This is a genomic window from Streptomyces sp. NPDC030222, from assembly GCF_055573115.1.
This window is the reverse complement of the sequence record NZ_JBVICA010000010.1, coordinates 131,130-150,813: the sequence shown is the minus strand read 5'-3', so window position 1 is coordinate 150,813 and position 19,684 is coordinate 131,130. Positions and strand designations below refer to the sequence as shown.

18 protein-coding genes and 1 pseudogene are annotated in these 19,684 nt (G+C 71.9%); 6 read left to right on the top strand and 13 right to left on the bottom strand.

What is annotated here, in order from left to right; genetic code table 11:
- Nucleotides 1-97: 97 nt before the first annotated feature.
- On the bottom strand, nt 98-1,642 hold the full coding sequence (locus tag ACZ4Z5_RS16930; RefSeq protein ID WP_468262987.1) for an MFS transporter: 1,545 nt from the start codon (nt 1,640-1,642) through the stop codon (nt 98-100).
- The gene (locus ACZ4Z5_RS16925) at nt 1,642-2,196 is read right to left on the bottom strand and encodes a TetR/AcrR family transcriptional regulator (RefSeq protein ID WP_468262985.1); all 555 of its coding nucleotides are present in this window, start codon (nt 2,194-2,196) and stop codon (nt 1,642-1,644) included. The genes ACZ4Z5_RS16930 and ACZ4Z5_RS16925 overlap by 1 nt, the downstream gene beginning before the upstream one ends.
- 85 nt (nt 2,197-2,281) lie before the next feature.
- Between ACZ4Z5_RS16925 and ACZ4Z5_RS16920 the strand changes: the two genes are divergently transcribed.
- Nucleotides 2,282-2,788, top strand: coding sequence for an HAD domain-containing protein (locus ACZ4Z5_RS16920; RefSeq protein ID WP_468262982.1), 507 nt, complete (start codon nt 2,282-2,284; stop codon nt 2,786-2,788).
- 119 nt (nt 2,789-2,907) lie between these two features.
- On the opposite strand, the gene argH is transcribed toward ACZ4Z5_RS16920, so the two are convergent.
- Both argH and ACZ4Z5_RS16910 read right to left on the bottom strand, forming a co-directional pair.
- Nucleotides 2,908-4,338, bottom strand: coding sequence for an argininosuccinate lyase (argH, locus tag ACZ4Z5_RS16915; protein ID WP_468262980.1), 1,431 nt, complete (start codon nt 4,336-4,338; stop codon nt 2,908-2,910).
- Between the two features lie 147 nt (nt 4,339-4,485).
- Complete coding sequence (locus ACZ4Z5_RS16910; RefSeq protein WP_468262978.1) at nt 4,486-5,688, bottom strand: argininosuccinate synthase; 1,203 nt, start codon at nt 5,686-5,688, stop codon at nt 4,486-4,488.
- Nucleotides 5,689-5,790: 102 nt separating this feature from the next.
- Here ACZ4Z5_RS16910 and ACZ4Z5_RS16905 point away from each other — a divergent pair, with 102 nt between their 5' ends.
- Nucleotides 5,791-6,084 (top strand): lasso peptide biosynthesis PqqD family chaperone, encoded by a 294-nt coding sequence (locus ACZ4Z5_RS16905; RefSeq protein ID WP_468262976.1) that lies wholly within the window; start codon nt 5,791-5,793, stop codon nt 6,082-6,084.
- Between the two features lie 309 nt (nt 6,085-6,393).
- On the opposite strand, the gene ACZ4Z5_RS16900 is transcribed toward ACZ4Z5_RS16905, so the two are convergent.
- A complete protein-coding gene (locus tag ACZ4Z5_RS16900) occupies nt 6,394-7,362 on the bottom strand; it encodes an ArsR/SmtB family transcription factor (protein ID WP_468262973.1) in 969 nt (322 codons plus the stop codon).
- A 179-nt stretch (nt 7,363-7,541) separates the two neighbouring features.
- Here ACZ4Z5_RS16900 and ACZ4Z5_RS16895 point away from each other — a divergent pair, with 179 nt between their 5' ends.
- The 3 genes and pseudogenes from ACZ4Z5_RS16895 to ACZ4Z5_RS16885 all read left to right on the top strand — a co-directional run bounded on the left by ACZ4Z5_RS16895 (nt 7,542) and on the right by ACZ4Z5_RS16885 (nt 10,140).
- Nucleotides 7,542-8,816, top strand: coding sequence for an MFS transporter (locus ACZ4Z5_RS16895; protein ID WP_468262970.1), 1,275 nt, complete (start codon nt 7,542-7,544; stop codon nt 8,814-8,816).
- A 116-nt stretch (nt 8,817-8,932) separates the two neighbouring features.
- Nucleotides 8,933-9,341: pseudogene (locus ACZ4Z5_RS16890) on the top strand (hypothetical protein).
- A 58-nt stretch (nt 9,342-9,399) separates the two neighbouring features.
- Nucleotides 9,400-10,140 carry a L,D-transpeptidase family protein gene (locus tag ACZ4Z5_RS16885; RefSeq protein ID WP_468262967.1) on the top strand — a complete coding sequence of 247 codons (741 nt, stop codon included), beginning with the start codon at nt 9,400-9,402 and terminating at the stop codon, nt 10,138-10,140.
- Nucleotides 10,141-10,234: 94 nt separating this feature from the next.
- On the opposite strand, the gene ACZ4Z5_RS16880 is transcribed toward ACZ4Z5_RS16885, so the two are convergent.
- From ACZ4Z5_RS16880 to ACZ4Z5_RS16845, 8 genes are all read right to left on the bottom strand, one after another.
- The gene (locus ACZ4Z5_RS16880; protein ID WP_468262965.1) at nt 10,235-10,852 is read right to left on the bottom strand and encodes a phosphatase PAP2 family protein; all 618 of its coding nucleotides are present in this window, start codon (nt 10,850-10,852) and stop codon (nt 10,235-10,237) included.
- A complete protein-coding gene (locus tag ACZ4Z5_RS16875) occupies nt 10,845-12,395 on the bottom strand; it encodes a diacylglycerol/lipid kinase family protein (RefSeq protein WP_468262962.1) in 1,551 nt (516 codons plus the stop codon). Before ACZ4Z5_RS16875 ends, ACZ4Z5_RS16880 begins: the two co-directional genes overlap by 8 nt.
- A gap of 441 nt (nt 12,396-12,836) precedes the next feature.
- Complete coding sequence (locus ACZ4Z5_RS16870; protein WP_468262959.1) at nt 12,837-13,373, bottom strand: arginine repressor; 537 nt, start codon at nt 13,371-13,373, stop codon at nt 12,837-12,839.
- A gap of 7 nt (nt 13,374-13,380) precedes the next feature.
- A complete protein-coding gene (locus tag ACZ4Z5_RS16865; protein WP_468262956.1) occupies nt 13,381-14,574 on the bottom strand; it encodes an acetylornithine transaminase in 1,194 nt (397 codons plus the stop codon).
- Nucleotides 14,574-15,470 carry an acetylglutamate kinase gene (gene argB / locus ACZ4Z5_RS16860; RefSeq protein ID WP_468262954.1) on the bottom strand — a complete coding sequence of 299 codons (897 nt, stop codon included), beginning with the start codon at nt 15,468-15,470 and terminating at the stop codon, nt 14,574-14,576. The genes ACZ4Z5_RS16865 and argB overlap by 1 nt, the downstream gene beginning before the upstream one ends.
- Nucleotides 15,471-15,485: 15 nt before the next feature.
- A complete protein-coding gene (gene argJ, locus ACZ4Z5_RS16855; RefSeq protein ID WP_468262951.1) occupies nt 15,486-16,637 on the bottom strand; it encodes a bifunctional glutamate N-acetyltransferase/amino-acid acetyltransferase ArgJ in 1,152 nt (383 codons plus the stop codon).
- Nucleotides 16,634-17,662: an N-acetyl-gamma-glutamyl-phosphate reductase gene (argC, locus tag ACZ4Z5_RS16850; protein ID WP_468262948.1), complete on the bottom strand. Its 1,029-nt coding sequence runs from the start codon at nt 17,660-17,662 to the stop codon at nt 16,634-16,636. The genes argJ and argC overlap by 4 nt, the downstream gene beginning before the upstream one ends.
- Before the next feature lie 273 nt (nt 17,663-17,935).
- Complete coding sequence (locus ACZ4Z5_RS16845; protein ID WP_468263234.1) at nt 17,936-18,502, bottom strand: IS3 family transposase; 567 nt, start codon at nt 18,500-18,502, stop codon at nt 17,936-17,938.
- Between ACZ4Z5_RS16845 and ACZ4Z5_RS16840 the strand changes: the two genes are divergently transcribed.
- Nucleotides 18,444-19,565 (top strand): NAD(P)H-binding protein, encoded by a 1,122-nt coding sequence (locus ACZ4Z5_RS16840; RefSeq protein ID WP_468262945.1) that lies wholly within the window; start codon nt 18,444-18,446, stop codon nt 19,563-19,565. The two genes, ACZ4Z5_RS16845 and ACZ4Z5_RS16840, sit on opposite strands and share 59 nt — an antisense overlap.
- The last annotated feature ends 119 nt before the right edge of the window (nt 19,566-19,684 follow it).

Genomic DNA, 19,684 nt, shown 5'->3' with positions numbered 1-19,684 from the left:
GCGTACGCCTCCGTGTCGGCGACCGCATCCGGGTGCACGCGTCCACCGGAGTCCGGGCGGCACCCGGGTCCGAGGCGGCGTCCGGACGCGTGCCGGCTCAGTGCTCGACGCCACTCGCCAGCTTCTGGCCGCGCAGCAGGAACCACGCGGCGACCGCCGTGGCCACGAGCACGGCCGCACCGACACCCGAGGCGTACCGGAGTCCGTCGACGAACGCCGCCTGGGCCGCTGAGAGCAGGGCGTCTCCGGTGCCGCCGCCCAGCGCACGGGCTGCTTCGACGGCACCGCCGAGGGACTCGTGCGCCGCGGCCGCGGCCTCGGCGGACACGCCCTGCGGAGTGGCGAAGTCCTTGTATACGCCGGTGACGACGGAGCCCAGCAGGGCGATGCCGAGCGCCGCGCCCAGTTCGTACGCCGTCTCGGAGACCGCGGAGGCGGCGCCGGCCTGCTCCTTGGGCACGCTGCCGAGGATCACGTCGGCGGTGACCGTGAAGGAGAACCCGGCCCCGACGCCGACGATCAGCAGGACCGACCCGAGCACCGGATACCCGGTGTCCTGGCCGAGCAGGGTCACCGCCCCGAGCGCGAGGCCGACCGCGCCGAGTCCGCCGGCCACCACGGCCCGTACGGAGTATCGCCGGGCGGCCGCGCCGGCCACCAGGCCGGTGACCACCGCACCGATCGCGGCGGGCAGTTCGGCCAGACCGGCCTCGAACGGCGGTCTGTTCTGGACAAGTTGCAGGAACTGGGACAGGAAGAACACCAGGCCGGAGAGTCCGAGGATGGTGAGCAGGTCCGCGGCCACCGCGGCCGAGAAGCCGCGGTTGCGGAACAGCCGCATGTCCAGCAGGGGCGTCGGCAGGGTCAGCTGCCTGCGGACGAACCCGTACAGTCCGGCGATTCCGAGGAGGGCGGCACCGGCCGCCTCCAGGCTCGGGCCGTCGGACGCGGCTTCCTTGATGGCGTAGACGACGGAGACCATGCCGACGAGCGACAGGCCGACGCTGACCAGGTCCCAGGGGCCTGCCACCGGGTTCTTCGACTCGGGCAGCAGCTTGACGCCGACGACCACCAGGACCGCCATCACGGGCAGGTTGATGAGGAACACCGACCCCCACCAGAAGTGCTCCAGCAGGAACCCTCCGACGACGGGTCCGACCGCGGCGCCCGCGGAGGCCATGGCACCCCAGATGCCGATGGCGACGCTGCGCTCCTTGGGGTCGTGGAAGATGTTCCGGATCAGCGCCAGCGTGGACGGCATCAGGGTCGCACCGGCGACACCGAGCAGCGCCCGGGCTATGATCATCATCTCCGGGCTGGTCGCGTAGGCGGTCAGCACGGACATCGCACCGAAGGCGACGGCACCGCTGAGCAGCAGCTTCTTGCGGCCTATCCGGTCGCCGAGGCTGCCCATGGAGACCAGCAGACCGGCGATGACGAACGAGTAGACGTCGCCTATCCACAGCAGCTGGTTGCCGGAGGGCTGGAGGTCCTCGCTCAGGAACGGCGTCGCGAGACCGAGGACCGTCGCGTCCACGGCCACCAGCAGCACGGCGAGCGCCAGTACGCCGAGGGCCGCCCAGCGGCCGCGGGCGTAGAGGGTCTCCTCCTTCGCCGGCGCTCGCAAGTCGGTCCTGGTCATCACTCCACGCTCCGTCGGGCTCCGCCGAGCAGCAGCTCGGTGATCGCGTACTGGAAGTCCTTCTTGGCGACCCTGCCGTCCATGACGGCCCAGGCGCAGGTGCCGATGAGCCCGTACAGGGCCTCGGTCAGCCAGGCCGGTGACAGGTCGATCCGGAACCGGCCCTGCTCCTGACCGCGCCGGAAGAGCGCGGCCACCCGGGCGTCGAGCCTGGCCCAGCCTTCGTTGACCTCGTCGCCCTCGAACAGCTGGTTCTCGGTGACGAGGAAGGCGAGCAGCTCGGCGGACGGTTCCATCTCGGCCACGAGCCTCCGCAGGGCGTCGTCGGCCGGGTGGCCGGGATCGTCGAGCCCGGCACGGTCGAGTGCCCCCTCGAGCTCCCGGATACCGAGCTCCTCGAGCGCCCTGACCAGCGCGTCACGGCCGGCGAAGTGCCGGTGCAGGGTCGCGCGGCCGATGCCCGCCGCCCTGGCGACCTCGTCCATGGTCGCGGTCGACTTGCGGGCGAGGAGGGCGGCAGCGGCGCGCAGCACCTGTTCACGGTCCATAGCCATGAGACAACCATACACCAAATGAGACGTGGATGTCTCAAGCGATATTTCGATGCCTCACCGTAGGTGGAGGAGGGAAGCTGTGCTCATGAAGCCGCTCCTGCTGATCGACATCGACGGCCCGCTCAATCCGTACGGCGGACAGCCGGAGCGCCGGCCGGAGGGATACACGACACACCGCATGCGGCCGAGCGGCTGGACCGACGGGAAGCCACTACGGGTGTGGCTCCGGCACGACCACGGCGAGGAGCTGCTCGCCCTCGCCGAGTGGTACGAGCTGGTGTGGGCGACGACCTGGAAGGACGAGGCGAACATCTGGGTGGGTCCGCATCTGGGACTGCCCGAGCTGCCCTTCATCGACTGGCCGGTGATGCACGGCGCGGCCCCGCGGGGGACGTTCTGGAAGACGCAGTACGTGCTCGAGTACGCGGCCGGGCGCCCGTTCGCCTGGGTCGACGACGAGATCACCCGCCTGGACAAGGAGTACGTGGGGCAGAACCACATCGCCGCCGCCCTGTTGCTGCACATCGACCACCGGATCGGACTGGTCCGGCCGGACTTCGACGCGCTCGCGGAGTGGGCGGCGGCGCTGTGACGTGCTGAGCCTTCCTCGGCGGCGGCTTCCGCCGTCAGGGCTCCCCTGGCACTGCTTCCTCTGTTACCGGCTACCCCGTCCCTGCTTCCTCTGTGCTTCCTCTGCCACTGCTTCCTCTGTCACTGCTTCTTCGCCGACGCCCAGGCGTGCTGTACGGCCAGGTCCTTCTTGACCTCGGCGAGCTGGACGGCGACGGCCGAGGGGGCCGTACCGCCGCGGCCGCTGCGGGACGCGAGGGCGCCGGGGACACTGAGGACCGTCCGGACCTCGGGGGTCAGGTGCTCGGAGATCTTGGCGAACTGCTCGTCGGTGAGCTGGTCCAGCTCGATCCCGTGGGCCTCGCACTCCTTCACGCACTCCCCCGCCACCTCGTGCGCCACCCGGAACGGCACGCCCTGCTTCACCAGCCATTCGGCGATGTCGGTGGCGAGCGAGAACCCGGCCGGGGCCAGCTCCTCCATACGGGCGCGGTTGACGGTGAGGGTCGCCAGCATGCCGGTGAACGCGGGCAGCAGCACCTCCAGCTGGTCGCAGGAGTCGAAGACCGGCTCCTTGTCCTCCTGGAGGTCCCGGTTGTAGGCCAGCGGAAGCGCCTTGAGGGTGGCGAGGAGGCCGGTCAGATTGCCGATCAGCCGGCCGGACTTGCCACGCGCCAGCTCCGCGATGTCCGGGTTCTTCTTCTGCGGCATGATCGACGAACCGGTCGAGAAGGCGTCGTGCAGGGTCACGAAGGAGAACTCCTTCGTGTTCCAGATGATGATCTCCTCCGCGATGCGGGAGAGGTTGACGCCGATCATGGCGGTGATGAAGGCGAACTCGGCGACGAAGTCACGGGAGGCCGTGCCGTCGATGGAGTTGGCCGCTGACCCGTGCTCGAAGCCGAGGTCCTTCGCCACCGCCTCCGGGTCGAGGCCGAGGGAGGAGCCGGCGAGCGCACCCGAGCCGTAGGGCGAGACCGCCGTGCGCTCGTCCCACTGACGCAGCCGCTCGGCGTCCCGGGAGAACGCCTGGACGTGCGCGAGGACGTGGTGGGCGAAGAGGACGGGCTGGGCGTGCTGGAGGTGCGTACGGCCGGGCATCGCGACGTCCGGGTGGTCCTCGGCCAGGCCGACGAGGGCGTCCTGGAGGTCGGCGACGAGGCCGCCGATGACCCGGGCGTGGTCGCGCAGGTACATCCGGAAGAGGGTGGCCACCTGGTCGTTGCGGGACCGGCCGGCCCGCAGTTTGCCGCCGAGCTCCGCGCCGAGCCGTTCCAGCAGACCGCGCTCCAGGGCGGTGTGCACGTCCTCGTCGGCGACGGTGCCCACGAACGAGCCGTCGGCGACATCGGCTTCGAGCCGGTCGAGACCGGCGAGCATGCGGGTCAGCTCGTCCTCGTTGAGCAGTCCGGCCTTGTGCAGCACCCGGGCGTGGGCACGGGACCCGGCGATGTCGTACGGGGCGAGCCGCCAGTCGAAGTGGACCGACGCGGAGAGTTTCGCCAGCGCCTCGGCGGGGCCGTCGGCGAAGCGGCCGCCCCAGAGCCGGACGTCACCGTTGTTGCTGCTCACGCTCAAAGCTCCTCAGGGAGGGGTGGATGTACGGCCGCCTCCCCGCCGCGGTGCGTACGGGGAGGCGGCTGTCGAACGAGTCGTGACCGGTCCGGGTCACGCGGCCTGCTCGGCCGGGTGCGGGCCCTGCGGCGCAGGGCCTCGGCGTCAGGCTCCGCCGGCGAGGTCCCGCCGTGCGGCGATCTTCGACGACAGGCCGAAGATGTCGATGAAGCCCTGGGCCTTGGACTGGTCGAAGGTGTCGCCGGTGTCGTACGTGGCGAGGTTGTAGTCGTACAGCGACTCGTCCGACCGGCGGCCGGTGACGACGGCACGGCCGCCGTGCAGGGTCATCCGGATGTCGCCGGTGACGTGCTGGTTGGCTTCGTCGATGAAGCCGTCCAGGGCACGCTTCAGCGGGGAGAACCACAGGCCGTCGTAGACGAGCTCGCCCCAGCGCTGCTCGACCTGCCGCTTGTAGCGGGCCAGCTCGCGCTCGACGGTGACGTTCTCCAGCTCCTGGTGGGCGGTGATCAGCGCGATCGCGCCGGGTGCCTCGTAGACCTCGCGCGACTTGATGCCGACGAGCCGGTCCTCGACCATGTCGATCCGGCCGATGCCCTGGGCTCCGGCCCGCTCGTTGAGCTGCTGGATCGCCTGGAGCACGGTGACGGGCTTGCCGTCGATCGCGACCGGGACGCCCTCCTTGAAGGAGACGACGACCTCGTCGGCCTCGCGCGGGGTGGCCGGGTTGGAGGTGTACTCGTAGATGTCCTCGATCGGCGCGTTCCAGATGTCCTCCAGGAAGCCGGTCTCGACGGCCCGGCCGAAGACGTTCTGGTCGATGGAGTACGGGGACTTCTTGGTGGTCGCGATCGGCAGGTTCGCCCTCTCGGCGAAGGCGATGGCCTTGTCCCGGGTCATGGCGTAGTCCCGGACCGGGGCGATGCACTTCAGGCCGGGCGCGAGCGAGGCGATGCCGGCCTCGAAACGCACCTGGTCGTTGCCCTTGCCGGTGCAGCCGTGGGCCACGATCGAGGCACCGTGCTTCTTCGCGGCGGCCACGAGGTGCTTGACGATCGTGGGCCGGGAGAGCGCCGAGACCAGCGGGTAGCGGTCCATGTAGAGCGCGTTGGCCTTGATCGCCGGGAGGCAGTACTCGTCGGCGAACTCGTCCTTGGCGTCCGCGACCTCGGCCTCGACCGCACCGCAGGCGAGCGCGCGCTTGCGGATGACGTCCAGGTCCTCGCCGCCCTGGCCGACGTCGACGGCGACGGCGATGACCTCGGCGCCCGTCTCCTCGGCGATCCAGCCGATGGCGACGGAGGTGTCCAGGCCGCCCGAGTAGGCGAGTACGACGCGCTCGGTCACGGGTTTCTCCTTACGGTGCATGCGCTGATGGGTATAACTATGCAGAGCTCCGTATGTTTTGTCAACGGCGCGCCGGGCAGGACGGGCCGTAGGAGCGAGGCCATGACTCTCAGACTGCGCCGAGGGGTGACCTCGCGGCGGACACCGGACGGACTGGCGCTGTCCGACGGGCCCCGCGGAAGGTCATGGGCGCTGAACGACACCGGGGCCCGGGTGCTCGAGGCGCTGCTCGCCGGGTGTACGGCGGAGGACACCGTACGGGAACTGGCGGCCGAGTACGAGATGGACCCCGACACCGTCCGCCGGGACGTTCAGGAGATGCTCGTGGCGATCTTCGCTTCGGGACTGCTGGCCCGCGAGGAGAGGTCCGAGGGGGCGGCGGGCGGCCGCCCGTGACGCCACCTCGTCAGGGCTGCCGGCACTCGAGGAACGGTCCGAGGGCCGACGGGCGACCCGTGGCACCATCGGGAGTCCGTCGGTCGGGTGGGCCGCGGGCGGTGGTGAGCGGTGCGTCGGGCAAGGGGCGCGCCTGCCGTCGTGAGGCGGGCTGCGCTTCGCCGGCGGTCGGCCTCGACGCCGGAAGCCGCGTATGTCCACGCGCCGGACCCGGAGCGCCCGGACCGGCCTCGCCACGGCTCTGCGGGCATCGCTTCGCGCGCAGCGCGCCGGGCGAGGGCGTCGGGCGAGGGCGTCGGGCGAGCGGCCTCAGGCGAGCAGCGCCTCCGCCACGTCGGTGCGCGCGTAGAGCACCGTGCGCCCGAGGCGGTGCGCGCTGACCAGCTTCGCGTCGCGCAGCGCGGTCAGATGCTGGGAGACCCCGCCCGCGGACAGACCGGTGCGCCGCGCCAGTTCGGTCGTCGACGCGGGTGCGGTCAGCTCGGCGAGCAGCAGCGCCCGCGAGCGCCCGATCACCGCGGCGAGCGCCTGCGGCGGCTCGGTGGCCGGACGGTCCCAGAGCGAGCCGATGCCGCGCGGCGGATAGCGCAGCGTCGGCTGCCAGGGCGGCTGCGTCACCGAGAAGACCCGCGGCCAGATGAAGACGGACGGGACCAGCAGCAGACCGCGCCCGTCCAGTCGCCGCGGGCCGCTCGCATGGCGGTGGGTGACCTTGAGCGTGCCGGTATCCCAGGTCACCTGCGGATCGAGGTCGTCGAACAGCCGTCGCAGACCGCCCTCGGCCAGGCGGTGCGAGCGGTACAGGACGTCGCCCTCCAGCAGGGCCCTGATCCTCGGCCAGTAGGGGGCGAGCGCGATCCTCCAGAACGCCTCGATGATCTCCGCGAGTCGGGCGAGACCGGCGACCGGGTCCTCGCGGAGGGCGACGATGCGCGGGGAGCCGGTGGCGGGCAGGGCGTCCAGCCCGGCGCGCACCGTCGCGGCGGTAGTGGCGCGCAGCACTGCCAGTTCCACCCCGAGCTCGGGCAGGGATGTCGTGGGCGGCGGGCAGACGAAGGCGGGGATCACTCGGGTGGGGACGGGCACCAGGTCGGCGAGCAGCCGCCAGTCGAGCCGGGAGCCGTCGAGCGCGGCGCGGACGCGCACGGCCCAGGGCCGGTGCAGGGGGTGGCTCGCGGGGTCGGCCAGCACACGGACGCCGGCGATCACCTCCCAGAGCGGCGACAGGGCGAAACGCGTGTGCGCCAGGTCGGCGGCGGTGAACTCCAGCTCCAGCATCCGGCCTCCATGAGATATCCCAGCCGTCCCCGGCCTCCTGGACCCGGCACCGGCGGACCCGCTTGATCCCGCTGGATCCCGGCCCGAGGGTTCTGCGGCTGCGGTGCCCCCGGGCACGAGGATTCCGGTGAGACTAAATCAATCGAGCGCTCGCCGCACCGGTGTGCAGGGTGCACGGCATGACCGTCACCCATGCGTCCGAGACCGTCGAATCCCCGTGGCAACGGCCCGACTTCCGCCGTCACTTCACCGCAGTCGCCGCCGGACAGCTCGGCACCCAGGTGGGATACGTGGCGATCCCGCTCGTCGCCGTCACCGTGCTGGGTGCGGGCCCCGGGCAGGCCGGACTGCTCGCCGCCCTCGGTACCGGCGCCTTCCTGCTCGTGGGCCTGCCCGCGGGGGCATGGGTGGACCGGATGCGGCACGGCAGACTCATGATCGCCGCCGAGCTTGCCAGGGCCGGGCTCTTCGCGTCCGTGCCGCTGTGCTGGGCGTTCGGCGTACTGACGGTGGAGCAGTTGTACGCCGTGGTACTGCTCGCCGGGATCGCCACCGTGTTCTTCGATGTGGCCTCCCAGAGCCGGCTGCCGCATCTCGTCGCACCGGGCGGACTGCTGACCGCGAACGCGGGACTGGTCGGGCTGACGGCCGCTGCCAACGTGGCCGGGCGCGGCGCCGGCGGCTGGCTCGTGCAGCTGATGACCGCGCCGCTCGCCATTGCCGTGCAGGCGGCGGGCCACCTGGGCTCCGCTCTGGCGCTCGTCCGGATCCGGCATACGGACGCCCCGCCCTGCCGCACGAACGGGCGGACCCGGCTGTGGTCCGAGGTCGCCGACGGGCTGCGGCACGTATGGGGCAGCCGGGAACTCCGGGCGCTCGCCCTGTCGGGCGCCCTCACCAATATGGGCCTGCAGTTCGCCAACACCGTGCTGCCCCTGGTGTTCACCCGCGAGCTGGGGCTCTCGGCCGGGGCACTGGGACTCTTCTGGGCGCTGGGCGGAGTGGGCGTGCTCGTCGGGTCCCGGCTCGCCGGGACCGTGTCCGGACGGATCGGGCTGGGCCCCACACTGGCCCTGGGGGGCCTGCTGGCCGCCCCCGCCGGGCTGCTGGTGCCGCTCGTCGGCCCCGGCCCGTGGCTGGTGGCGGCCGCGGCCGGATGGCTGCTGACGACCTGCAAAACGGGCATCGACAACGTCCTCACGGTCAGCCTGCGGCAGCGTATGACACCTACACCGCTGTTCGGCCGGATGAACGCCACCTTCAGATTCCTGCTGACGGGGTCACTCGCCCTGGGGGCGGCCCTCGCCGGTCTGATCGGCGAACTCGTCGGCGTCCGCGCGGCGATGTGGGCCGGTGGCATCTGCCTGGCTCTGGTGTGGCTGCCCGTCATGCTTTCGCCGGTGCGGCGCCTGCGGGCGCTGCCGGGGAACGACGGGCCGACAGCGACGCCGTGACCGGGCCGGTGCCCACGTCGGCCGGACCGCCCTTGACCGGGCAGCCGCCGATCAAGCCCGCCGTCGTCAGGAATCGATCGTCACATCCCGGCCTGGGCAAGGATGGACAATCCCTCATGGAACAACCGTACGAACGCATCAAGGGCCGGATGCACACGTTCATCGAGGAACAGCCGGTCGCTCGCCGCCGACGGTCACGTCAATCTGTCCCCCGAAGGGCGGTCGGGCAGCCTCGTGCTGCTGGACGAACTCACGCTCGCCCACCTGGATTTCGGAGGAAGCTGAGCCCAAACGATCGCACATGTCCGGGAGAACGTCGTGGTTGCCGTCCGCCGCATCGCCGACACCTGCGGATTCGCCGTGCCGTACATGGAGTACCGGGAGGAGCGCACGCAGCACGCCGAGCACTTCGGCCGCAAGACCGGCGAGGAGTTCGCCGCGTACTGCGAGCGGAACGACCATGTCGGGGTCGGCCTCGACGGACTGCCCGCGCGGCCCGTGCCCCTCCCTCCGCGTACGGTCTGACAGCCGGACGGCGTAGCCGGGGCGGCGGTCCCGGGCACGGCGGCCTACGGTCGGCACCATGCTGCCCGGACTCCTCGCCGCCTGCCTGCTGCTGTGCCTGACCGCCGTCCCCGGTGGCGCCGACGCGCCGCCGTCCCCGTCCCCGCGGATCGCAGGCGCCGCGAAGCAACTGCTGACGGCGGTGGCTCCCGAGGCGGGTTCCACCACGGGCCGTCTCACCTGGTGGAACCGCACGGCAGCCGGCCGCTGGGTGGCGGCGGGGTCGGCCGAGGCCCGCTTCGGGGCGAACGGGCTCGCCGACGGGGCGACCCGCGAGCAGGGCACCTCGACCACCCCGACGGGCCTTTACGACCTGCCGTTCGCGTTCGGCATCGCGCCGCGCCCGGCGGGCACCCGTCACGTCTACCGGCGGGTGACGGACCAGTCCTGGTGGTGCCAGGACAACGAGTCGCGCTCGTACAACCGCTGGGTTGAGGGACTGCCTCCGGACTGCCGGGCCACGGAGTCCGAGCACCTGCGGGACTACGACCCGCAGTACGCGCGCGCCTTGGTGATCGGCTTCAACTACCACCGTCCGGTGCGCGGCCGCGGCGCCGGCATCTTCCTGCACGTGCACGGCCGTGGCGCGACCGCCGGCTGCGTCTCCGTCCCGGCCGAGGCGATGGACCGCATCCTCGCGTGGGCCGACCCGGTCCGCCGCCCCCACATCGCGATCGGTACGGCGACCGGACCGCTGGCGATCGCGCGCTATCTGAGGGGTGGCCCTCCTGGTGATGCGGTGAGCACGCAAGGCTGGTGAGCACGCGATGCCGGTGAGCACGACCGGTCCCCGGGGCGCGCCGTCGGCGGGGAGTCACCCGCGGCTGCTCGTCGCCCGGGCTTTCCCCGCCCCGTCAGCGGTGCGCGCCGGCTACGACGACCGCGGCGGACACCAGTCCGAGGGCGGCGCCGGCGGCCACATCGCCCGGGTAGTGGACGCCGGTGTGGATCCTGGAGTAACCGACGGCGCAGGCCAGCGCGGTCAGCGGGGCCGAGGCCGCCGGGAGCGTGATGCCCACCGCCGTGGCGAAGGCGACCGCCGACGCGGTGTGACCCGAGGGGAACGACGCGGACTTCGGCATCGGTACGTGCCGGCCCACGATCACCCGGGCCGCCTCCCGGTCCGGGCGTGCGCGGCGGACCATGCGCTTCCCCAGCAGGTTCGCCGTCGCCGAAGCCACCCCGATGGCGGTGACGCCCAGCAGCGCGGCCCGCCGGGTCCGCCCGGCGCGCAGCGCCAGCAGCCCTGCGACCGCGAGGGAGATCTTCGAGTGGTCGGCGGCGGCCGACAGGCGCCGCATCCCGGTATCCAGCGCCGGTGTCTCGGTGGAGGCCACCGCGGCGTAGACGGCGCCGTCGATGGTCCTGAGATCGCTCAGAACCTCCGCCGCGCCGGGTCCGCGGCGCCGGGACGCCGTCCCGGCGACGCCTCGCGTGGTGCTGCCCCTGCGGGTGTGTGACTCGTCAGTCATCGGCGTGTCCTTCGGCATGGCCCCCGGCGCGTCCGTCGTCACTGCCTCCGGGGCGGCTTCCGGGGTGTCCCCCGGGGTGCCCGTCGGCTTGCTCGCCGGTGTGCCTGTCGGTGCGTGTCCCGGTGCGTTCCTCAGCGCGTTCCTCAACGCGTTCCTCTGCGCGTGCCCGGCCGTCTCCGCCGGTATGTCCCCCGACGTGGTTCTCGTCCCCCGCCCGCGACGGGTGGGAGGAGCGGCTGAAGGCCAGCGAGGCGATCCGGCGCCAGTTCAGCGGCGGAGCGGCCACCGGGACTCCGGGCCGGTGGCGCGGCACCAGGACCCGCAGCGCCCCGGGGCGGATCGAGCACTCGACCGGGGAAGGCAGGTTCAGTGCCTCCCCGTCGACGGCGACCGCGATCTCCGGTGCGCCGGAGGTCACCCGGACCCGCTGGGCCGTGAGCGCGGTCAGCCCGGCCGCCTGGGTGCCGCGCAGGACCACCTCGGCGGCGTGCGCGGCGCTGTCCACCCGGATTCCCAGGACGCCCAGCTTCCCCGCGTCCAGCCTGGGCCTGCTGCCCGCGGCGAGCACGTCGGCGGCCGCGTAGGGGTTGTTGCTGACCAGGACGGCCTGCTGGGAGGTGAGCCGGGTGCCGTCCACGTGCGCGTCGAGCCGGACGTCGGGATTGCCGACGAGGAGGTCCGGCAGGGTGTCCAGGGCGGTGCCCGCCTTGGCGTCTCGGTACTGGGGGCTCCGGACGACCTCGGCGTAGACGCCGAACGAGACGGTGTTGACGAACGCGCGGTCGGCCACCACCCCCAGATCCACCCGTAGTTCCTCGCCGTCGGTCAGCGCGTCCAGACACCGGGAAGGGTCCTCGCGGTCCAGCCCCAGGTCCATGGCGAAGTGGTTGCGCGTGCCCGCGGAGATCACCAGGAACGGGATGTCGTGCTCGGCCGACACGGCGGCCACCAGTGCCTGGGTGCCGTCGCCGCCTGCCACGCCGAGCAGGTCCGCGCCGTCGGCCACGGCACGCCGCGCGAGCTCGGCGACGTCCGTCGGGGCGTCGGGGTCCAGCAGGACCACCCGGGCCCCCAGCCGCTCCGCCTTCTCCGCCAGGCCGAACCGTCCGACCTTCCCGCCACCCGACTTCGGGTTCATGATCAGTACGGGGCTGCCCGGGAGGGCACGGCGTACGCCCTGCATCGCACGTGGCGGCCGGATCCGGCGCAGCGACTCGCGGGCGAGAGCGAGCGCGAGGCCCCACAGGGCGGTCACCACGAGGGCCGCCACCCACAGCCCGTTCCAGCTGTAGAGCAGGATCACCCCGACCGGCGCCGCCAGGACGCACAGGACTCCGACGGCACGCAACAGGCCCCGGTACGCCAGGACCCACCACGACCCGGCGGCCGAGACGGCGAGACCCACGAGCCCGCCCACCAGGATCAGCAGACCTCCGTCGCCGATCACGGCCAGCAGCGCCCCGACCGCCGCCGCCGCGGCGAGCAGCGCGAGCCTGGCCAGTACGCGGGCCGCCGCCACCGAACGCGGACTGTTCTGCGCCATGGTCGCCTCCTCAGCGGACCCCCGGCGACACGGACGCCCCTCGGCATCCGCTGCGAGTGGCCGGCCGGCACGGAACCTGACCGATCGGGCGACCGGCTCGGTTTCAGCCTAGAGCCGCGGGGGGTTCGGGGCCCGTCGCACACGGCCACGGGGTCCGCGTCAGAGCCGACTCGACCACCCCGTCCGTCCCAGGCGTACGAGCCGTCCCAGCAGTACGAGGTCCCGAGTACGAGCCGTCCCAGCAGTAAGAGCCGTTCGCGTCTTCTGGACGGGAAGCGTCGCTCGGACGGCCTCTTCGCCCCGGGCGGTTCCGCCGCACAGCGGTGGCCCCCGCACGTCCGGCGGTTCCGGACCATGGAAAACGTGTGCGTGTGGCCGCCGCGACGGCCACCGGTTCCACCGACACGGAACGCCGACGAAGTCCCCCCGTGTCCCGCCCGGTTACTGGCTCTTCTGGGCCAGGCGCAGCAGATGGTCGGCGAGGGCCTGCCCGCCCGCCGGGTCGCGGCTGATGAGCAGCAGGGTGTCGTCGCCGGCGATGGTGCCGAGGATGTCGTGGAGTTCGGCCTGGTCGATCGCGGAGGCCAGGAACTGCGCGGCACCCGGCGGAGTGCGCAGGACCACGAGGTTGGCGGACGCCTCGGCGGAGATGAGGAGTTCGCCGGAGAGCCGGCGCATCCGCTCCTCCTTGGCGGACTCGCCCAGAGGGACCTTCGGGGTGCGGAACCCGCCCTCGCTCGGTACGGCGTAGATCAGCTCCCCGCCGGTGTTACGGATCTTCACCGCGCCCAGCTCGTCGAGGTCCCGGGAGAGCGTCGCCTGGGTGACGCTCAGTCCGTCGTCGGCGAGCAGCTTCGCCAGCTGACTCTGCGAGCGCACGGCCTGCCGGTTGAGGATGTCCACGATCCGGCGGTGGCGGGCGGTGCGGGTCTGCGGTACGGCGGGGCCGGCCTGCTCGTGGTCCTGCGCCTCGGTCATCGTGGTCTCATTCTCCGGCTCGTCCGTCCCCGTGGGTCCTGTCGAGAATGCCGGGGAGTGCCCCGAGGAGCGCGTCCGCCTCGTCGTCACCGATGATCAGCGGTGGCATGAGCCGTACGACGTCGGGGGCGGGTGCGTTCACCAGGAATCCGGCATCCTGAGCCGCCTGCTGCACCTGGGGCGCGAGGGACTCGGTGAGCACGATACCCAGCAGAAGGCCCGCACCACGGACATGGGAGACCAAGGGGTGGCCCAGGGCTTCGATCCCGCTGCGGAGTTTCTCGCCGAGCCGCTTGACCTCGTCGAGCGCGCCGTCGGCGCCGAGGGTCTCGATGACGGCGAGTCCGGCGGCGCAGGCGACCGGGTTCCCTCCGAAGGTGGTGCCGTGCTGGCCCGGGCGGAAGAGGTCGGCGGCCGGGCCGAACGCGACCGTCGCGCCGAGCGGCAGACCGCCGCCCAGGCCCTTCGCGAGGGTGACGATGTCGGGTTCGACGCCGTGCGCCTGGTGCTCGAACCAGGTGCCGGTCCGGCCGATGCCGGTCTGCACCTCGTCGAGGACGAGGAGGGTTCCGGTGGACCGGGTGATCTCCCGGGCGGCCTTGAGGTAGCCGGGCGGCGGGACGACGACGCCGTTCTCGCCCTGGATCGGTTCGACGACCACGAGCGCGGTGTCGGTGGTGACGGCGGCGCGGAGCGCTTCGACGTCGCCGTACGGGACATGGGTGACGTCACCGGGCAGCGGCCGGAAGGGTTCCTGCTTGGCGGGCTGGCCGGTGAGGGCGAGTGCGCCCATGGTCCGGCCGTGGAAACCGCCCTGGGTGGCGACCATGTGGCGGCGTCCGGTCAGCCGGCCCAGTTTGAACGCGGCTTCGTTCGCCTCGGCGCCGGAGTTGCAGAAGAAGACGCGTCCGGGGCGGCCGAGCAGCCGGACGAGCCGTTCCGCGAGTGCCACGGCCGGTTCCGCGACGAACAGGTTGGAGATGTGGCCGAGCGAGGCGATCTGCCGGGACACGGCCTCGACGACGGCCGGGTGGCCGTGGCCGAGCGCGTTCACGGCGATCCCGCCGACGAAGTCGGTGTACTCCTTGCCGTCCGCGTCCCACACCTGCGCGCCCCGGCCGCGGACGAGGGACAGCTTCGGCGTGCCGTAGTTGTCCGTCATGACGGACTGCCAGCGCTGCGACAGCTGCTGGTTGCTCATCATTCCCCCTCTGCGTCGGGCACGACCATGGTGCCGATGCCCTCGTCGGTGAAGATCTCCAGCAGGATGGAGTGCGGGACCCGGCCGTCGATGACCCGGGCGGTCCTGACGCCGTTCCGTACGGCGTGCAGGCAGCCCTCCATCTTGGGGACCATGCCGCTGGACAGGTCGGGCAGCAGTTTCTCCAGCTGGCCGGCGGTGAGCCTGCTGATGACCTCGTCGCTGTTCGGCCAGTCCTCGTAGAGGCCCTCGACGTCGGTGAGGACCATCAGGGTCTCGGCGCCGAGTGCCGCGGCCAGGGCCGCGGCCGCGGTGTCGGCGTTGACGTTGTAGACGTGGCCGTCTTCGGCGGAGCGGGCGATGGAGGAGATGACCGGGATGCGGCCGTCCTCCAGGAGCGCCTCGATGGCTCCGGTGTCGATGGCGGTGATCTCCCCCACCCGGCCGATGTCGACGGACTCGCCGTCGATCTCCGGGTAGTGCTGGGTGGCGGTGATCGTATGGGCGTCCTCGCCCGTCATGCCGACGGCGAGCGGACCGTGCTGGTTGAGGAGTCCGACCAGTTCCCGCTGGACCTGTCCGGCGAGGACCATCCGTACGACGTCCATGGCCTCGGGGGTGGTGACCCGGAGGCCCGCCTTGAACTCGCTGACCAGGCCGTGCTTGTCGAGCTGTGCGCTGATCTGCGGTCCGCCGCCGTGCACGACGACGGGCTTGAGGCCGGCGTGCCGCAGGAACACCACGTCCTGGGCGAAGGCGGCCTTCAGCGCGTCGTCGACCATGGCGTTGCCGCCGAACTTGATGACGACGGTCTTGCCGTGATGGCGGGTCAGCCAGGGCAGGGCCTCGATGAGGGTCTGGGCCTTGGGGAGGGCGGTGTGCTTACGGGTGCTCATGGCTGCTCTGAGTCCTCAGGAGGAGTACGCGCTGTTCTCGTGGACGTAGTCGGCGGTGAGGTCGTTGGCCCAGATGACGGCGGACTCGGACCCGGCGGCGAGGTCGGCGGTGATACGGACCTCCCGGTAGCGCATGTCGACGAGTTCGCGGTCCTCGCCGACGCTGCCGTTCTTGCAGACCCAGACGCCGTTGATGGCGACGTTCAGCTGGTCCGGTTCGAAGGCCGCCTCGGTGGTGCCGATGGCGGAGAGGACCCGGCCCCAGTTGGGGTCCTCGCCGTGGATGGCGCACTTCAGCAGGTTGTTGCGCGCGATGGAGCGGCCCACTTCGACGGCGTCGTCCTCGGTGGCGGCGTTGATCACCTCGATGCGGATGTCCTTGCTCGCACCCTCGGCGTCGCCGATGAGCTGGCGGGCCAGGTCGTCGCAGACGGCCCGGACGCCCTCGGCGAAGGCGTCGTATGCCGGGACGACCCCTGCGGCGCCGGAGGCCAGCAGCAGCACGGTGTCGTTGGTGGACATGCAGCCGTCGGAGTCGACCCGGTCGAAGGTGGTGCGGGTGGCGTCCCGCAGGGCCTTGTCGAGGGTGGTGGAATCGACGTCGGCGTCGGTGGTCAGCACGACCAGCATGGTGGCGAGGCCCGGGGCGAGCATGCCGGCGCCCTTCGCCATGCCTCCGACGGTCCAGCCGTCGCCCTGGTGGACTGCGGTCTTGTGGACGGTGTCGGTGGTCTTGATGGCGATGGCCGCCTTCTCGCCGCCGTGCTCGCTGAGGGCCTCGGCGGCCTTCTCCACGCCGGGAAGCAGTTTGTCCATGGGGAGGAGGACCCCGATGAGCCCGGTGGAGGCGACGGCCACCTCGCCGGCGTTGTGTCCGAGGACGTCGGCGACCTTCTCGGCGGTGGCATGGGTGTCCTGGAAGCCCTTGGGGCCGGTGCAGGCGTTGGCGCCGCCGGAGTTGAGGATCACCGCGGTGACCTCGCCGCCCTTGAGGACCTGCTGGGACCAGAGGACGGGGGCGGCCTTGACACGGTTGGAGGTGAAGACGCCCGCGGCGGCCCGGCGCGGCCCGTTGTTGACCACGAGGGCCAGGTCCGGGTTGCCGTTCCCCTTGATTCCGGCGGCGATGCCGGCCGCCGTGAATCCCTGTGCTGCCGTGACGCTCACGGTGCGACTCCGATCCTGGAAAGTCCCAGCTCCTCGGGGAGTCCGAGGGCGATGTTCATGCTCTGCACCGCGCCGCCCGCGGTGCCCTTGGTGAGGTTGTCGATGGCGCTGATCGCGATGATGCGGCCGGCCTGCTCGTCGTGGGCGACCTGCACCTGGACGGCGTTCGAGCCGTACACCGAGGCGGTGGCCGGCCACTGGCCCTCGGGCAGCAGGTGGACGAAGGGCTCGTCGGCGAACGCCTTCTCGTACGCGGACCGCACGTCCGCCGCCGTCGTGCCGGGCTTCGCCTTGGCGCTGCAGGTGGCGAGGATGCCGCGGGGCATGGGCGCGAGGGTGGGCGTGAAGGAGACGGTGACGGGTTCACCGGCGGCGCCGCTGAGGTTCTGGACCATCTCCGGGGTGTGCCGGTGGACGCCGCCGACACCGTACGGGCTCATGGAGCCCATGACCTCGGAGCCGAGCAGGTGCGGCTTGGGCGACTTGCCGGCACCTGAGGTGCCCGAGGCGGCGGTGATCACGGCCTCGGGTTCGGCTAGTCCGGCCTGGTAGGCCGGGAACAGCGCCAGCGACACAGCGGTCGGGTAGCAGCCGGGCACCGCGATGCGCCTGGCCCCCTCCAGCGCGGCGCGGCCACCCGGCAGCTCGGGAAGGCCGTACGGCCAGGTCCCGGCGTGGGCGGAACCGTAGAACCTCTCCCAGTCGGCGGCGTTCCCCAGCCGGAAGTCGGCGCCCATGTCGACGACCAGGACGTCGTCGCCGAGCTGTTCGGCGACGGCCGCGGACTGGCCGTGCGGGAGGGCGAGGAAGACCACGTCGTGCCCTGCGAGCACCTCGGCGGTGGTGGGTTCCAGCACGCGCCCGGCCAGCGGCAGCAGGTGCGGCTGGAGCGCCCCGAGCTTCTGACCCGCGTTGGTATTGCCGGTCAGAGCACCGATCTCCACCCGGGGGTGGGCCAGCAGCAGACGCAGCAGTTCCCCGCCTGCGTATCCGCTCGCTCCGGCCACCGCGGCACGTACGACCATCGAAAATCCTCCTCATCGATGGCATGACTATACGCAGCGTCGAACTTTTATGCAATGACGCCCGTCAGCTGCCTCCGGTCGTGTGAGACTGAGTCTTTCAGTTGGCCCATGAGCGGTCGAGTTGGCCCGTGAGCGTCTGGGGTGGCCCGGCAGGCCAGCGGTCGCCGCTCTCACCTGCAGGGTTTTCGCGGAAGTCACTCGGGAGGACGCTCGGGCGGGCTGTCATGGTGGCATGGAGGTATCCGCCCGTACACCGGCCCTTGAGCCGGTACCTCAGAAGTTGGTTGTGACCTGGGGTTTCGTGGTGCTCAGGTAGTGGTTGGCTTCGTATTCGGCGGGCGGGATGTGCCCTATCTCACCGTGGAGCCGGGTGTGGTTGTACCAGTCGGTCCATTCGGCGGTGGCCAGCTCGACCTGGGCGAGGGATCGCCAGGGCCGTTGCGGCTTGATCACCTCGGTTTTGAACAGCCCGATTGTGGACTCCATCAGCGCGTTGTCGTACGCGTCGCCGACCGATCCGATCGAGGCGGCGATGCCGGCCTTCTCCAAGTGCTCGGCGAGCGTGAACGACGTATATTGCGAGCCCGCGTCCGAATGATGAACCAACTCGCCTGGCAGGGGCGGGTACTGGTCGCGGTCGCGTTGCCACAGACCCATGTCCAGGGCGTCCAGGACGAGCCGGGTCTGCTTCGTGGTGGAGGCGGACCAGCCGACGATGCGGCGGGAGAAGGTGTCCACGACGAAGGCGACGTAGACGACGCCGGAGAAGGTGGCGACGTGGGTGAAGTCGGCGACCCAGCAGCGGTTGGGTGCCGCGGCGACGAAGTCGCGGTCGCCCAGGTCCGGGGCCCTTGGGGCGGTGGGGTCGGGGATCGTGGTGATCGCGCTGGAGATCCCGCCACCGGCGCTGTACTACGAGCTGCTGCCAGTGCACTTCGTGAAGGTCGACGCCCGGCGCGGTGTGAAGGTGGGCGGCCCCTGGTACGGGGCGCACAGCCCCGCCCTCGATCCTTGCCGCCGCGTCCCGGCGCCCCGGGGCGGCCGGCACGCGGGGAAGTGGGCGGTGCGCCGTGACCCGAGGGACTGCCGCCAGGTGTTCATCGAACGCGACGGCACCTGGCACCCGCTGCCGTGGAACGGCCTGCCGCCCGAAGGGACGGTTCCGTTCTGCGACGCCCGGATCGGCGAGGTCCTCAAGAAGGCCGCCCGGGCCGGGCTGCGCCCATGCACGGATGCCGAGCTGCTGCCGGTGCTGCCGGACCTGCTGGCCGAGGTCACCGCCGCGGCGACCGCCCGCGGTCCGACCCCCGTGGCGCTCGCGCGCAGCGAATCCCGTGCCCGTGCCCGTGAAGTCCTGCCTCCCGGCACCGAGATCGACTACGGCGGCGTCACGAACGTCCTGCACGTGCTCGAGGAGCGCCGGCCCCGGATGGTCCTCCAGATGACGATCTTCGTCACCCGCCGCGACCACTACTTCCACGACGGCGGCCACGCCCTGGACTGGAAGCACCGCTCCGAGCGCCTCGTACGGCTCAGCGGCGCCCCGTACACGATCGTGCGCCCCGGCTGGCCGGACGCCGGCGAGGGCTGGGCGCATCTGCGGACCGAGCAGGGTGACACGGGTGAGGACGGAGCTTCCCTCCAGGGCGACAGCGGCGGCGAGCCGCACCACCTGGAGGACCCCTACGCCCGCGTCGAGGACGTCCGCGCTGCGATCGACCACATCCAGTCCCTGGACTACGTCGACCCGGAGCCCATCGGCACCCTGGGCGTCTGCGCCGGCGGCGGCCACAGCGTCGACGCCGCGATGCGTGTCGACCTGCGCATCGACGGCGCGCTCCTGCCCCGGCCCGCCGATCCGGTCCCGGTGGCCCCGACCGGGCGTACCGGCACGCGCTCCTGAGCGACAGCTGCACCGCCCCGACGGCAGCATGACCGCCCGGGGGCGTTCACCCGCCCCGCTGTCCCGTCCTGCCGGCCGTCCCGTCCCCGGCCGGGAGCACCGCCCGGGCGTCCCAGGCG

Coding starts and splice junctions, on each gene's coding strand:
- ACZ4Z5_RS16880 (WP_468262965.1), bottom strand. CDS start 10,852: ATGACTGACGAGTCACACACCCGCAGGGGCAGCACCACGCGAGGCGTC.
- ACZ4Z5_RS16870 (WP_468262959.1), bottom strand. CDS start 13,373: ATGACCGAGGCGCAGGACCACGAGCAGGCCGGCCCCGCCGTACCGCAG.
- ACZ4Z5_RS16895 (WP_468262970.1), top strand. CDS start 7,542: ATGACCGTCACCCATGCGTCCGAGACCGTCGAATCCCCGTGGCAACGG.
- ACZ4Z5_RS16925 (WP_468262985.1), bottom strand. CDS start 2,196: ATGGCTATGGACCGTGAACAGGTGCTGCGCGCCGCTGCCGCCCTCCTC.
- ACZ4Z5_RS16930 (WP_468262987.1), bottom strand. CDS start 1,642: ATGACCAGGACCGACTTGCGAGCGCCGGCGAAGGAGGAGACCCTCTAC.
- ACZ4Z5_RS16865 (WP_468262956.1), bottom strand. CDS start 14,574: ATGAGCAACCAGCAGCTGTCGCAGCGCTGGCAGTCCGTCATGACGGAC.
- ACZ4Z5_RS16920 (WP_468262982.1), top strand. CDS start 2,282: ATGAAGCCGCTCCTGCTGATCGACATCGACGGCCCGCTCAATCCGTAC.
- ACZ4Z5_RS16875 (WP_468262962.1), bottom strand. CDS start 12,395: ATGGCGCAGAACAGTCCGCGTTCGGTGGCGGCGGCCCGCGTACTGGCC.
- argC (WP_468262948.1), bottom strand. CDS start 17,662: ATGGTCGTACGTGCCGCGGTGGCCGGAGCGAGCGGATACGCAGGCGGG.
- ACZ4Z5_RS16905 (WP_468262976.1), top strand. CDS start 5,791: ATGACTCTCAGACTGCGCCGAGGGGTGACCTCGCGGCGGACACCGGAC.
- ACZ4Z5_RS16900 (WP_468262973.1), bottom strand. CDS start 7,362: ATGCTGGAGCTGGAGTTCACCGCCGCCGACCTGGCGCACACGCGTTTC.
- argB (WP_468262954.1), bottom strand. CDS start 15,470: ATGAGCACCCGTAAGCACACCGCCCTCCCCAAGGCCCAGACCCTCATC.
- ACZ4Z5_RS16885 (WP_468262967.1), top strand. CDS start 9,400: ATGCTGCCCGGACTCCTCGCCGCCTGCCTGCTGCTGTGCCTGACCGCC.